This window comes from Lyngbya aestuarii BL J (assembly GCF_000478195.2).
Classification (GTDB): domain Bacteria; phylum Cyanobacteriota; class Cyanobacteriia; order Cyanobacteriales; family Microcoleaceae; genus Capilliphycus; species Capilliphycus aestuarii.
The window spans coordinates 31,899-45,573 of record NZ_AUZM01000053.1; the positions used below are offsets into that span (position 1 = coordinate 31,899).

Annotated in this window: 13 protein-coding genes; 7 read left to right on the plus strand and 6 right to left on the minus strand. The window is 41.4% G+C overall.

The window, feature by feature from the left end; translation table 11 throughout:
- Positions 1-232: 232 nt before the first annotated feature.
- The gene (locus tag M595_RS19670; RefSeq protein WP_023068176.1) at positions 233-868 is read left to right on the plus strand and encodes a hypothetical protein; all 636 of its coding nucleotides are present in this window, start codon (positions 233-235) and stop codon (positions 866-868) included.
- Positions 869-921: 53 nt separating this feature from the next.
- Here M595_RS19670 and tsaB read toward each other — a convergent pair whose 3' ends face one another.
- The 3 genes from tsaB to M595_RS19685 all read right to left on the minus strand — a co-directional run bounded on the left by tsaB (position 922) and on the right by M595_RS19685 (position 3,780).
- Positions 922-1,557, minus strand: coding sequence for a tRNA (adenosine(37)-N6)-threonylcarbamoyltransferase complex dimerization subunit type 1 TsaB (gene tsaB, locus M595_RS19675; RefSeq protein WP_023068163.1), 636 nt, complete (start codon positions 1,555-1,557; stop codon positions 922-924).
- A gap of 36 nt (positions 1,558-1,593) precedes the next feature.
- Positions 1,594-3,318: a serine/threonine-protein kinase gene (locus M595_RS19680; RefSeq protein ID WP_023068149.1), complete on the minus strand. Its 1,725-nt coding sequence runs from the start codon at positions 3,316-3,318 to the stop codon at positions 1,594-1,596.
- Between the two features lie 213 nt (positions 3,319-3,531).
- On the minus strand, positions 3,532-3,780 hold the full coding sequence (locus M595_RS19685; protein WP_023068146.1) for a Ycf34 family protein: 249 nt from the start codon (positions 3,778-3,780) through the stop codon (positions 3,532-3,534).
- Between the two features lie 115 nt (positions 3,781-3,895).
- Between M595_RS19685 and M595_RS19690 the strand changes: the two genes are divergently transcribed.
- The 3 genes from M595_RS19690 (at position 3,896) to M595_RS19700 (ending at position 6,846) form a co-directional block, all read left to right on the plus strand.
- Positions 3,896-5,152, plus strand: a complete 1,257-nt coding sequence (locus tag M595_RS19690) for a tRNA nucleotidyltransferase/poly(A) polymerase-related protein (protein WP_040484388.1) — start codon at positions 3,896-3,898, stop codon at positions 5,150-5,152.
- 129 nt (positions 5,153-5,281) lie between these two features.
- Positions 5,282-5,638, plus strand: coding sequence for a hypothetical protein (locus tag M595_RS19695; RefSeq protein ID WP_152983596.1), 357 nt, complete (start codon positions 5,282-5,284; stop codon positions 5,636-5,638).
- Positions 5,639-6,123: 485 nt separating this feature from the next.
- Entirely contained in the window at positions 6,124-6,846 is a 723-nt protein-coding gene (locus M595_RS19700; RefSeq protein WP_023068175.1) for a hypothetical protein, read from the plus strand.
- Between the two features lie 463 nt (positions 6,847-7,309).
- On the opposite strand, the gene hisB is transcribed toward M595_RS19700, so the two are convergent.
- Positions 7,310-7,960: an imidazoleglycerol-phosphate dehydratase HisB gene (gene hisB / locus M595_RS19705; protein ID WP_023068145.1), complete on the minus strand. Its 651-nt coding sequence runs from the start codon at positions 7,958-7,960 to the stop codon at positions 7,310-7,312.
- A gap of 131 nt (positions 7,961-8,091) precedes the next feature.
- Positions 8,092-8,868, minus strand: coding sequence for an enoyl-ACP reductase FabI (gene fabI, locus M595_RS19710; protein WP_023068152.1), 777 nt, complete (start codon positions 8,866-8,868; stop codon positions 8,092-8,094).
- Between the two features lie 488 nt (positions 8,869-9,356).
- Between fabI and ntcA the strand changes: the two genes are divergently transcribed.
- From ntcA to M595_RS19725, 3 genes are all read left to right on the plus strand, one after another.
- Positions 9,357-10,022 (plus strand): global nitrogen regulator NtcA, encoded by a 666-nt coding sequence (gene ntcA, locus M595_RS19715; protein ID WP_040484390.1) that lies wholly within the window; start codon positions 9,357-9,359, stop codon positions 10,020-10,022.
- A gap of 200 nt (positions 10,023-10,222) precedes the next feature.
- Positions 10,223-11,851, plus strand: coding sequence for a DUF3084 family protein (locus tag M595_RS19720; protein ID WP_023068157.1), 1,629 nt, complete (start codon positions 10,223-10,225; stop codon positions 11,849-11,851).
- Positions 11,852-11,901: 50 nt separating this feature from the next.
- Positions 11,902-12,300 carry a pre-16S rRNA-processing nuclease YqgF gene (locus M595_RS19725; RefSeq protein WP_023068171.1) on the plus strand — a complete coding sequence of 133 codons (399 nt, stop codon included), beginning with the start codon at positions 11,902-11,904 and terminating at the stop codon, positions 12,298-12,300.
- Between the two features lie 8 nt (positions 12,301-12,308).
- Here M595_RS19725 and M595_RS19730 read toward each other — a convergent pair.
- Positions 12,309-13,675, minus strand: a 1,367-nt coding sequence (locus tag M595_RS19730) for a CHAT domain-containing protein (RefSeq protein WP_023068165.1), incomplete at its 5' end; no start/stop codon positions are given.

A 13,675-nucleotide genomic window follows, 5' to 3' on the forward strand; every position in this document is an offset into this window, starting at 1 on the left:
AACAAAACTTTACTTGTATTGTGTCACTGATTAAACTGTCTACAATTTTTAACCGTTATCTTCCGTAAAACTTCAGATTTTAGATGAAGCTTAAAGAAGTATCACACTGAAGGTAGAAACTTCTTGAGAAGATTTTAGACTTTTAGTATATAGGAACATTCCTCAATCAACTTTCGACAAATTTATTGAAATTAACTTCTGTCTTGCTAACCCTTACCCCCAAGTCCTTACCATGAACTATCCCATCAAATCAATTTCTCGTTTCGGTGAAATCAAAGCAATACTTAACCAACCAACCCTCTATATTTTTGAAGGAAAAGAAGGACAAAACCTGACTCTGGGAGTTTACGAAGGAACTTCTAAAGCAAAACTTTTAACGCCTTCAGGAGAAGGATTAACGACTCTTTATTCTGGTGAGTGGAAAGGGATTTTACCGGAATCAGGTATTTATCGAGTTTTAGTTTATCCCCAACAAGAATCTACAAATTCAGCTATTAAAGTTGATTTAAGTCAACATTTAACGATAAATTCTGAAAATTATTCTCGATTAAATGACTGGCGCTTATTGGAATATACTTATAAAAGTAGTCGTTTAATTAAATCTTTTGAAAATGAAGGTAAATCTTCTCTAGAAATCAGTTTATTTGCAGAACAAATTCAACCTCTAAAAGTTCGCTGTAAACTTGGTCAAACCCTGACAATTAAAGCAAATGCTGTCACTATTGCGGTTAAATCTCCGACGGGTCAGTTATTAGCCTTAAAAGAAGAATTAGTTTCGGTTTCTGTCACCCAAAACGGTGTTTATCAGGTTTTAGTGATTGGTGAAGATTATCCCATGACAACTCCAATCAGCATAAATTTGCAGTAAATGCAAGGGAGAGTTTTAGCAAATAGGTCTTAAAACTTTCTCTTATTTTTGCCTTAATTGTCAACAGGATGCTGTCCATAAAAGGGTAATGCTTCCGACCAGTGAGGATATTTTTCTTGTTTAAAGTCTATATTGGCTAACTCTAATAAACTGATTGCTGAATCTCCAAAACCTCCTTCAAGTTGAACAAGTTTATAGGGATTTTGCCACGTTTCTAGTGTTTTTTGCCACGTTTCCAGCGACATCACACTATCGGGTAAACATTCAATTAAATTATCTTGTTTAGAATAAATTGCCACAAAAAATTGATTGCGTTGGGCTGGCATTTGTAGGGCTAAATTCTCCGATAAAGTTGAATCTTTTTGAAAGATTTGCCAAGCCATCCCTGCAAGAGTTGAAATTGAAAATAAAGGAATATCTAACTGTTGGGCGAGTATTCTCGCGGTGACAACACCCATACGAGTCCCGGTAAAACTTCCTGGGCCTTTTGCAACCGTAATAAACTTCAAATCTGACCAGGTTTGAGGTTGAATAAACTCCGCTAGATATTGATGTAATTGTACCGATAAATCTCGTCCTAAATTCCAAGATTGAGAACGAATTTCTCCGGTAAAATTACTCAAGGCTAACCCAAGTTCGGGGCTACTGGTGTGAATTGCTAAAGCATATTGTGAGTGATCAGATGACATTATTTCAAAAATATTGTATCGTTTCCTAATCGTTTTCTAATAGTTTCCTTTAGAGTAAAACATCGGCATGGCAATAAAAATCCCGGCTAAAATAATCCCAAAAAATCCTTGATTTGCCTCCTTAATTTGCCAAAAACTAAAGAGTACAAATAAACTCGCTATCGTACCAAACAAAATACTAATTTCAACTTCACTGCTTTGAGAAACTAGACTTTTCACCTTGAGAAAACCCAAAGCAATTACAAAAGCCATAAGTGGGGTAAAAACAATGATATTGGTTGTAAAAATAAAGGTAATCATTGACCCCATTAAAATATCCATCCAAAACTCTTTTTGGTTGATTTTACTCATCCAAAACTTATGAGAAGTGACTTGAGAGAGTTGTAAATACCGAGGATGAGTTTGAAGCTTAATCAATTGATTTTTGAGTTGAGTTTTCCGATTCAGAATTAAAAGCTTTTTCCATTCGGGAACATTATTTTTATTGAGTCGCCCTAACAACTTCACTTGACGAACGTTCTTCAGTTGAAGTTGTGTAAGTTGATAACCAATTATTTTCGATAAATAAGTATAGTTAACAACCGTATTTTTGGAACGGTTAATCACAACAGTAAGCTGATGTTTTTTAACCAAACTCACTTGAACTTTGACCTGATGATAATTCAAAACCTCTTGTAATTTGGCTTGAACAATTTCTCCTTGTTTGTGTTGAGATTTAGTTCGATATTCAGATCGGGTGCGAGGCTGAAGTTCAGAATAATCTCGCCCAGAAGTTAAATTTTCATCTGCTTTTTCTACAAGATTTGACGACCTTTCATCAGGAATTTTTAACCCTGGAAAAGCATCAATATAAGTCGGACGAGGATTCAAATATCGCAATACCGCCGCCGCAGAATGATAACGTCGGCTTGTCGCCCCTTGCAACATTTTATCTAAAATACTTCCTAACTCATCACTCACAGGAGTCTTTAAATAATCTCGCCAAATCCAATTTCCTTCTTGACTATCAAACAAATCAAACGGCGAAATTTCGGTTAATAGATGAATACAAGTTACGCCCAAACTATAAATATCACTCGCAAAAACAGCTTTTCCCATCAACTGTTCTGGGGCGGTATAAGCCGCACTTCCGATCATTGTTCCCGTTTTGGGTAACATTCCACCTGTAATTAACTTCGCCGCCCCAAAATCGACTAAAACCAGATTTCCGTTTGTTCCTGATGTCAATCGACGACGAATAATATTTTCCGGTTTGATATCTCGATGAATAATTTTATGACTGTGAATAAACTCTAAAACAGGCAATAAATCCTTTAAGAGTTGTCGAATTTTTTCTTCCGAATAAGCACCTTTTTCCCATAACTCTTGGGCTAAATTTTTACCTTCTATAAATTCTTGCAGTAAATATTGATAACCATCCTGTTCGAGATAACCTAACCATTGAGGAATTTGAGGATGTTCTCCTAAATGTTTAAGTTGTTTCGCCTCTTGCTGAAATAATTCAGCCGCTTTTTTACCGTTCATTCCTTGAGGAAAAAACTGCTTGATCGCGCATTGAGGTTGAGAAACTTGAGACTCATCCACCGCCAAAAATGTCCGACCAAATCCTCCTTCTCCAATTAATTGAATCCCTCGATAACGAGAAGTCAGAGTTGTTTCACCTTGAGGTTTCAAAACCAAAACAGAACCGCAATTTTGACAAAATTGGGCATCATTAGGATTGTGCGGACGAGTGCAATTGGGATTAAAGCAATGACTCATTTGAATATTGAATGCAGAGATTCATGGATTTTCAATTTAAAATCTTAATAGAAAGAACTTGAGGGAATAGCCAGAAGATCAAAAGATAGAGAACAGGAAATATCAAATGATTTTAGATTTTAATCGTGCTAATTATGCTAGATCAAATCTCCTCTCCTGTCTGGGGGATTTCCTAATTTTTCTCCATCCTTTGATCTCATCCGCCCTGTATTGTTATGTAGGAATCAACTCACCGGGACGTAACTTCGCCCATTTTCCCATTTCTTCGGTAAAACTCTGACAACCCACAACATCCCATTCCATCTCAATCTCCTCGTCTCGGGAACGAATGTTAACATTGATTGTAGGTTCAATCGGCTCGAAGGTTGGGTCTTCGGCAATGTGAGATTCCTGGTGCTGTGTTTCTACGGCGTGGTAGGTGATACAGCGATCAACATAGTGACAATTGACACAAATACACATTTTTAAAAAATCCTCTGTGCATTTCAGCAGACTGAATTTCATTCCAGCCCTTTATTAGCTAATGTAGCTTAGGCAAGACCTTACTGGCCGAAGAAGTCGGTTGATTTTTGTTGCAATGTCAAAAGCGTTTAACTCGATCGGGTTTACAGATACTTGGCCATTTACTCTAGAGTGGCTACCCCAACCTGCTTATTTAGTCGGAGGTGCAGTGCGAGATGGCTTGCTTGGGCGCAAAGCAGACTATTTAGATTTAGACTTTGTTGTATTGGAACAAGCGATTCATACTGCACAGAATATAGCTAAATATTATAAAGCCGGATTTGTCTTATTGGATGCTGAACGTCAGATCGCCCGAGTCGTTTTTCCCGGTGCAACCGTTGATTTTGCCCAAGCCCAAGCCAATAGTCTCGCCCAAGATCTCCAACGACGAGATTTTACACTCAATGCGATCGCCTATAACCCCTTTACCCAAGAACTGATCGATCCCCACCAGGGTCAAACCGACATCCAAAACCGACTCATCCGCATGATTTCCTCTCAAAACCTGCGCGATGATCCCTTGCGACTTCTGCGGGGCTACCGTCAAGCCGCCCAACTCGGATGTCAACTCGAACCTCAAACCCAAGCCACTATCCGTCAACTCGCCCCTTTCTTATCTCAAGTCGCCGTCGAACGAGTCCAAACGGAGTTAGGGTATTTGTTGAATACGGCGAAAGGTGTCGTTTGGATCAAACAAGCCTGGGAAGATCATTTACTCTCTGGCTTTTTTCCCAGCGCCTCAGAACAATTTGACCGACTCCTGAAAATTGATCCTGCTGTTGAGACTCTCCACCAACATTCACCCACATTAACCCCAAGATTATCCCATCCGCTCCGCAATACAATCAAAACCTCACAACTGGCGATCGCTAAACTCACTTGTTTACTAACTCGTGACCCCAGCGTTGCTGAAGTTGAGTTAACTCAGCTTAAATATAGCAAAGCCGAAATTCGCGAGTCTATCGCCATTCTTAAGGGTTTAGCTACATTACAGCAAACTCCTCCCTCCCAGATGTCTCTCAGACAGCAGTATTTTCTCTTTCAGGAGGTCGGAACCCTATTTCCAGCCTTAGCAGTCTTAGCGGTGGCTTCTGGAGTCCCGGTCGCGAGTCTATCGCCTCTCATTGCACGTTACTTGAACCCCGATGATCCGGTTGCTCATCCGCAGGTGTTGGTCACGGGGAACGAATTGATGAAAATATTAAATTTGTCTCCCAGTCCGAAAATTGGTCAACTGCTGATGAAGATTCAACTTGCACAAGTAGAAGGTCAAATCTTGACTCGCGAACAAGCCCTAAGATGGGTCGCCCAAAGCCTCGAACACGGCGAGTAAGTCTTAATTTCTTCTCCTTGTGCCGTGACTCAGACCGGGAGAATCTGTTTAGACCGTTACCCGATTCTCAGTTGCGTTTTAATTTAATAGGGTTTGCGTCAAATTTTTAACGGTTTAGGAGTGTTGGTGATGAGTCGCTGGACTTGGATGGAGTGCATTGTTTGGGTGAGTGCGATCGCTGCAATTTCTTCGATTTCGCGTCCCCAGTCTGATTTTCTGATTTCTGTTCAGTCTAATTTGGGTTCGGCTCAATTGCGATCGGTGGTGATCCCTCGGGAGTGTGACCAACCTGACGATCAAGAATTGTTACGGTTGAGCTTGATTAATCTTTCCCCAAAATCTGCTTCTGAGTCGGCTTGTGAGTCTTTTCATCGTCACGATCAACAGCATCAGGAAAATTCCTTTTCTCATTTGGGTTTTCGCGTGCAGTTGATCCCAACTCAGTTCAATACGTCAGACCAGACCCCAAAAACGACTCGGAGTTAGTTGAAATTTAAGACGTGATTCTATTGGGATACACGTCTTTTTTCTTGACAAAACCAAACTGTACAGTCTATCATAGTTATATATCATCTGATCTGCCTGCTTTTAATTTTCTTTAATCAAACTGTACAGTCTAGTGAAATGGCAAATTGATAGATGGACATTATTTCACTCTCTTTACTTTTAGGACTAATAGTTGTATCTGATCACATCCTCAACGGTCAATTCAAAATTTCACACAAACTGTTGAACTGGCTAGATGAACCAACAAAGGATTTCAAGCGTCAAGACCAATCCAACTCCAAGCCTCAACGTCCAACCGAATAACCGCTCAAAGTTAGTTTTCTAGAAAAAAGCAAAAACCATTTCCCGGTCTAACAGGCTTGATCGCGTCAATGAGCAACATCGTTCAGGAGTGACTGCATAAGTGATGAGTTGGCAGACATAAGTACAGATGAGTTCAATAGACACCTCAAGCAACAGATCTTATGGTTATGCAAAAACACAACTCAAAGGTTATCCAAAACCAAAATCCTAAAAGCAATCGCGACCCCGGTGGAAACCCTCGAAGCACCTTGCCTTTCAAACCCAATATTGCTCAAAAATTAGCAGTAGCAGCCGGTATTGCTTTCAGCTTAGGATTTATTAATGTCATGCCGATCCAAGCAAACCGCTTTGAATTCCAACAACAAGTCGGAGAAGAACAGCTATCGGGTGTCTTTGAAGGCACAGACAAAAACGCCGATGGAGTCGTAGACCTCTCAGAATTAGAATCCTTTGAAGCCCGTTGGGGTAGCTATACCTGGACAAAAGAAGATTTAGAAGTCTTTAGCTGGGGAGAAAAAACAATTAGTCAAAATCAAGAGAAAATTTACGGCATCAATGGCTTAAATCTATTCGCCCGAGGACGCCAACAACTCAAATCTCAAGCATTACAAGTCTGGAACCGAGAAGTCAGTACACCGGAAGGTCAATCAAAAAATCAAGGCATTTACGGCATCGAATACGCAGCCAATACACCGGACAATCTCTTATTTTCCCAAGAACAACTTTCTCTAGAAATTAATCATAACCATCAATCACCCGTGGATATTTCGGTGTTAATGATGTTATTGCTAGTGGGGATAACAGGTTTATTGGTATTAAATCCCTACGGTTTTTCTGTCCACCCGCCAGAGAACAAACCCTGTTCAAGTTCAGGAAAAATTTAAGGTAGGTTGACGATTAACCCACCTTGACTAGATTGTTTGATTGACTACTCCCCCGAATAAATTCGTGGGGAATCCCCGAAGGGTATTTCAGAACTTCTGACAACAAAAATTCGCGCCTGCTCTTAGGCAAAGTCAAATTGCCTCTAACACACCGGACAAACCGGATAGCTTACTTTTAATTAAATGCCTTTCTCAACCTCCAACACAAGTCAGTGCGATACGCTCAGTTCCCTGCCATTATCAATCTCGGAGTTGCAATGCAATATTGTACTTTCGGATTTTCGGGGTTTCTCCGATCTCGGAAAACTTCAACGCGCAGTTGGTAGAGCTTTACTCAGTCATTTATCTACTATTTTACGGCAACTAAAGTTGCCCGTGTCACCTTTGGGCCCCTGAATAAATTCAACGATGCTCCCAGTTTACCGGACTGTTTCCCGTGTAGAAATTTTAATCTGATTAAATCCTAGAGAACCCCTTTAGAACTCGGAATTGTACCCGCACGTCGGGGATCAATTGCAACCGCCATCGAGAGCGATCGCGCCAAAGCTTTAAACGTCGCTTCAATAATGTGATGGGAGTTAATCCCGTCAAGCTGACGAATATGCAAAGTCATCAAACTATTATTAGCCAGAGCGACAAAAAACTCTCGGACAAGCTGCGTGTCATAGGTACCAACCCGTTGAGTGGGAATTTCTAAGCCATAAGTCAGATGAGGACGCCCCGAAAAATCTAACGCCACCTGAATTAAAGCTTCATCAAGAGGGGCGACAAAATGACCAAAACGGTTAATCCCTTTGCGATCGCCTAAAGCTTTTGCTAAGGCTTGTCCGAGGGTAATGCCAACATCCTCATTGGTATGATGATCATCAATTTCCACATCTCCAACGGCAGCAACATCCAAATCAACCAGGCTGTGAGAGGCGATTTGCTGCAACATATGATCTAGAAACGGAATCCCTGTATTGGCCTGACAGACACCTGTTCCATCGAGGTTAATTGTTACCGTGACATCGGTTTCCTTGGTTGTCCGTTTTACTGTGACCTTGCGTGTTGTTGGGATCAGATCAGAAGAAGGGGTTGTAGGGCTTTGGTTGTTTGTTAAGTGAGTTTGCATGATGTGTTATTAAGACTCAAAAGGCAAAAAGCAAGCAGAGGAAGCCGGGGAGCTCTAGAAAAAGGTGGTCAGATGATCACTGATTACTGTTGACTGTCAAAACTGTTCACTGTTCACTGATCACTGTAAAGTTACATTCCCATAATGCAGTAGCCCGAATCCACATACAAAATTTGACCCGTAATGCCACTAGCAAGATCACTACAGAGGAAAGCTGCGGTATTTCCGACCTCCTGTTGAGTTACGGTGCGACGCAGGGGCGCAACTTCTTCGACATGATGAATCATATCTAAAATTCCCCCAACGGCCGAAGAAGCCAAGGTGCGAATCGGGCCTGCTGAAATCCCATTCACCCGAATTCCTAGAGGCCCCATTTCTCCGGCCAAATAGCGAACATTCATTTCTAAAGCGGCTTTGGCAATTCCCATGACGTTGTAGTTGGGGATGACTCGAACCCCCCCGAGATAAGTTAAGGTGACAATACTTCCCCCTTCACTCATCAAAGGTTTAGCCGCAGCGGAGAGTTGGACAAGCGAGTAAGCACTAATATCGAGCGCCCGAGCAAATCCTTCCCTGGAAACTTGACTAAAATCTCCTGATAAGTCGTCTTTGTCAGCAAAGGCTAAACAATGAATCAGAATGTCCAGCTTTCCCCACTGATCGTCAATAGTTTTGAAGAGAGTTTCGACTTGGCGATCATCTTGGACATTGCAAGGCAAGAATAGACTGGGTTTAAGGGGTTCTACGAGTTCTCCGACTTTCTTTTCAAACCGACCTTTCTCATCGGGAAGGTAAGTGACTCCCAAGTTAGCTCCGGCAGCATGAAGTTGTTGGGCGATCCCCCAAGCAATCGAGCGATTATTGGCGATTCCAGTGACTAGCGCGTTTTTTCCGTCCAGGTTTAACATCGTCTTTATTCTAGAAGCTATTGGTCTGTTGCTCTCGGCTGACATTCCAATCCCTTATCATAGGATGAATTGGCACTCGTTACCACTCCCGGCGAATATTGCGAAGATATGCTAGCGTATGAGTCGGTAGGGAATACTGCCAAAACTGTATACTCAGTGATCATTGAAAAAAGCTCAAATTTCAATGGTTGATTTTGATTAGAGCTGCTCGTAATCTGAGGTTCTCTGTTAAGCTTATGCTAAGACAAGTCTATGATGATACGAGTTGAGCAATGGTCACAGTAGGCTCCGTTGTTCTAGGGTGAACCAGTAGTACAGTGTCGTATTGGGATTTTCCCAAGTCAAGCGCAATTTTAGCAAAGTTTGCGGTTGTCGTAACTGGTCAACCCGAAAGACGGATTAAAGGGTGACTTAGAGATCAAATTCTCTGAAATTAAAAATAAGTCGTAAAGTACAGTAGGGCATTGGTTAGCGCAAGGGATCGGGACGTGACGTATGATAGACCGTTAGCATTAATGTTTCGCCAGATCGGAGGCGGAGCATATCCTCCCGTTGTAGAAACGTTTGAACGGGGGAAAACCATATTTTTTCCAGGAGATCCAGCAGAGCGCGTTTACGTTCTCATCAAGGGAGCGGTCAAACTATCCAGAGTCTATGAAGCTGGAGAGGAAATAACCGTAGCCTTATTACGAGAAAATAGCGTCTTTGGTGTCCTCTCCTTGATTACGGGTCATAAGTCAGATCGGTTTTATCATGCCGTCGCTTTTACTCCCGTAGAATTACTCTCAGTTCCGATTGAACAAGTCGAAAAAGCTCTCAAAATTAACCCAGAACTCTCAATGGTGATGTTAAGAGGGCTATCATCTCGGATTTTGCAAACGGAGATGATGATTGAAACTCTAGCGCACCGAGATATGGGATCGAGATTGGTGAGTTTTTTGTTAATTTTGTGTAGAGATTTTGGTGTTCCTGGCCAAGAGGGGATTAGGATTGATCTCAAGTTATCTCATCAGGCAATAGCCGAAGCGATTGGTTCAACCCGAGTGACCGTGACTCGTCTACTGGGGGATCTCAGACAAAAGAACATGATCTCCATTCACAAAAAAAAGATAACGGTTCATAATCCTGTTACCCTCAGCCAGCAATTTACCTAGATTACAAAGCCGTTCATAGAAGCTTCTTTTTTGTTGGAAACCACCGACTTTAGGGGATGGAAAAAAACGAATCGAAGTCTTTCGGCATCTGTGTTTTTTGGGGCGTGGGAGTGCCAATCCTAACCGTTAACAGTACATCAAGCCAGGAGCTGACTTTTCACCGGACGACTGCTACAAAAAACTGAACACGGATTACTGAAATGACCGCCGGATTCATCCTAGTAATTGCGATATTAGTGTTGGGGGGCGTGATCGCAACAGTCAGCGATCGCTTGGGGACAAAAGTCGGTAAAGCCCGTCTGAGTCTGTTCAAACTACGTCCTCGAAGCACTGCTGTTGTTGTCACCATGGTCACGGGTACCGTTTTGTCGGGTATGACACTCGGCATTTTATTTGCAGCCAGTAAACCTCTACGTCGGGGAGTTTTTAGAATTGATGAAATTCAAGAACGACTTAATCAATCTCGCAAAGATCTCACCCGTACAGAAGATGAAAAAGAAAGGGTAGAAGCTGAGTTAGAACAAGCCAGAAATACTTTAAATTCAGCTTTGGCTCAACTTAACCAAATCAATTCTTCATTGGATCAAGCCAATACCCAAGCAACAGAAACAGAAACCAAACTCCAACAAACTCAAAGTCAACTCGAAAAATCTCAAGCTCGACTCAATCAACTACAAAGCCAATTGAGTGAGATTGATCAGGCAAAAAATCAAACCGAATCTGAACTCAATCGCACAGAAAGTCAACTTCAGGAAGTCTTTAAGCAAAAACAATCCCTTCAGTCAGAAATTGAACAACTACAAACTGACCGGGAAAAGTTAATCCAACAGCGAGAACAAGTTCAAGCTCAAATTAAAGATCGCGATCGCGAAATTGCCGAGCAAGATCAAGTCATTTCTGAACGAGATCAAGTGATTGCTAAACGCGATCAAGTGATTGTTGAACGAGAAAAACTCCTGAAAGATCTCGAACAACAACAAGTAGAACTTGAACAACAACAAGCTTATTTAAAAGAGCAATTTAAGCTGGTTGAGCGAGATTTTCAACTCTTACGAGAAGGAAGCGTTGTCTTGAAACGGGGTGCAGTTTTAGCAAGTGGATTAATTCGAGTAAAAGACCCCAAAAAATCTACAGAAGTGGTTAATAGTCTATTACAAGAAGCCAATCGCAATGCGATGAATTCAGTACAAATGGGGAATTATACTGTCGAGAAAGAGCAAGTCATTCAGATTACCAAAGCTGAAATCGAAGAATTGATTACAGAGATTGATGATGGTCGAGATTATGTTGTACAGATTATCTCCGCAGCCAATTATTTAGCCGGAGAAAGTCGCGTGGCTGTGTTTACAAAAGCCGAACAAAATCGCTTACTTTTCTCCTCCGGAGAAGTGATTGCCGGAACTTCAATAAAACCCTCAACGCTCAGTAACGATCAGCTTCAACAACAACTCGAACAATTGTTAGATGCGTCTCGATTTCGCGCCCGTTTTGTGGGAATATTAGATGTAGATGGGTTAATTCAAATTGGGGATGCTCACGTCGAAACCTTGGTGGACTTTTTTGAAAAGTTGCAAGAACACGATCAACCCGTTGAATTACAAGCCGTCGCCTCCGAAGATACTTACACAATTGGGCCGTTAAAAATTGATTTACTCGCCCGTCAAAATGGGGAAATTGTTCTCAGTACCCGCCCCCAAGATCAAGAAGTAATTACTAAAGAAGAAACGGAAACTCAACAATGGCAAACAGAGGAGATTAAACCCGAAGATCTTGATCCAGAAAATTCACCGTTTATTATCGATCGCACCCATTCTCTGACCAATGATTAACAATTCGTTTCTCAAGGTGGAAAAAGCAAAACAGGAAGCAAATTATGGAAATGATTCTCGGTTTCGATCCGGGTAAAGATAAATGCGGAATTGCGGTAATGGAGAATAATAATCAACTGCAATATCATCAAGTTATCCCCTCGATAGAAGCGATAGAAACGTTAAAAACATTGTCTCAAAAATATCCCATTAATTTATGCGTGATGGGAAATCAAACCACCTCTAAAAGTTGGAAACAAAAACTCTCAGAAGCGTTACCGACAACCATACAAATTATTCAAATAGACGAACGTTATAGCAGCTTAGAAGCACGCGATCGCTATTGGGAAATGTATCCGCCTAAAGGGTTAACCCGTTTAATTCCTCAAGGAATGCGAACCCCACCTCGACCCATTGATGATATTGTGGCGATTATTTTGATTGAACGTTATTTATCACAAAAATCATAAAAAACACATTAATATTCCATCGGCGTCCAATCCCCAACGGGAACAAACGCCGCCCAAAAATAGGGATGTTGATAGTCTTGAGAATTTAACATCTCTAACTGAGTTTGACGCCACGCCTCTGAACGCCCTTGATTTTGCAACAACCGTTGATAATATTTAATCATCAATTCCTTCGTTCCTTCATCACTAACTGTCCATAAACTCATCAATAAACTTTCCGCCCCCGCTAACGCAAACGCCCGCCTCAACCCATAAACCCCCTCACCATTTTCTATTTCTCCCAACCCCGTTTCACAAGCGGATAACACCACTAATTTTGTGCCTCGCAGCTTTAAATTTGCCACTTCCAACGCCGTTAACACCCCATCATCCAAACCGCTTTCACGGGGATTAAAACCCGCCAACGCCAAACCGGAACGCAGCAAAGGATTTTCTTGAATTGGGGTATTTTGTTGAGTGTTTTCCGAGATTAAACCAAAAGAATTATCCGGTTCAACTCGGGGAAGATTTTTTAAGAAAAAGCCATGAGTTGCGATATGTAAAATATTCGGGGATTGCAACTGTTTAACCGCATTTTCTGTTGCTTGAGATTGGGTCAATAACGTCACATCAGACAATAAAGGTGCAATAACCTTTGCTTCTTCTGCGGTTCCCGGTAACGCCCTAAAACTCATGTCAACCCCTCTCGAAAGTTGATTAATTCCGCGAGTATTTGAAACAGCAACCGTTGTCGGTTCTCCGGGTTTATCATAGTCCGGGTTAGCAACAATAACGGGTGGTTGTTTGTGAGAATATTCGAGTTGTAAACGAATTAAATCCCGTCCGGTTGTGAGATAAGTAATTTGATAAGTTTCTAACAAATAGCGATTATTTTCATCAACCAACGCCGCAAACGGAATCAAATTTAACTGAGCATCTGGTGAGATGATAATATGATTAATATTCCCCAACTTTTCCCGAATGGGTTGCATGAGAAGTTCATCAAGTTGGCGTCCAGTTTGTTTAATGTCATCTGTATTTCCGATAAAAGCATCTTTTTTATCTTTCAGGGCTAAAGTGAAACGAAAGAAAGCCGCTTTGTGAATGGGTTCAACTTCCCCTAAATCAACCCATTGCGGTTCGCCGGAAGATTTAAGAATATAAGCCGCATAATGATCTTTTCCCCATTGTCTTGCTTTAATATCAGCAGGTTTATATAAAATAAATTCAATTAACGCTGCATCTTCGGGAATCAACTGTTGTACCGCTTCAATGGTAATGGGTTCTGAAAGGGTTCTAAATTCGGCACTGCGGCGAGAAAGTTCCGCTTCGAGTTGCTCCGATTTTTGTCTTAAATTTGCAACCAGTTGACGGTATTGTTCATCGGAGAGATTTT

Excerpts from the sequence above, each read along its gene's own strand:
- M595_RS19670 (WP_023068176.1), top strand. The coding sequence starts at position 233 with ATGAACTATCCCATCAAATCAATTTCTCGTTTCGGTGAAATCAAAGCA.
- tsaB (WP_023068163.1), bottom strand. The coding sequence starts at position 1,557 with ATGTCATCTGATCACTCACAATATGCTTTAGCAATTCACACCAGTAGC.
- M595_RS19680 (WP_023068149.1), bottom strand. The coding sequence starts at position 3,318 with ATGAGTCATTGCTTTAATCCCAATTGCACTCGTCCGCACAATCCTAAT.
- M595_RS19685 (WP_023068146.1), bottom strand. The coding sequence starts at position 3,780 with ATGTGTATTTGTGTCAATTGTCACTATGTTGATCGCTGTATCACCTAC.
- M595_RS19690 (WP_040484388.1), top strand. The coding sequence starts at position 3,896 with ATGTCAAAAGCGTTTAACTCGATCGGGTTTACAGATACTTGGCCATTT.
- M595_RS19695 (WP_152983596.1), top strand. The coding sequence starts at position 5,282 with ATGAGTCGCTGGACTTGGATGGAGTGCATTGTTTGGGTGAGTGCGATC.
- M595_RS19700 (WP_023068175.1), top strand. The coding sequence starts at position 6,124 with ATGGTTATGCAAAAACACAACTCAAAGGTTATCCAAAACCAAAATCCT.
- hisB (WP_023068145.1), bottom strand. The coding sequence starts at position 7,960 with ATGCAAACTCACTTAACAAACAACCAAAGCCCTACAACCCCTTCTTCT.
- fabI (WP_023068152.1), bottom strand. The coding sequence starts at position 8,868 with ATGTTAAACCTGGACGGAAAAAACGCGCTAGTCACTGGAATCGCCAAT.
- M595_RS19720 (WP_023068157.1), top strand. The coding sequence starts at position 10,223 with ATGACCGCCGGATTCATCCTAGTAATTGCGATATTAGTGTTGGGGGGC.
- M595_RS19725 (WP_023068171.1), top strand. The coding sequence starts at position 11,902 with ATGATTCTCGGTTTCGATCCGGGTAAAGATAAATGCGGAATTGCGGTA.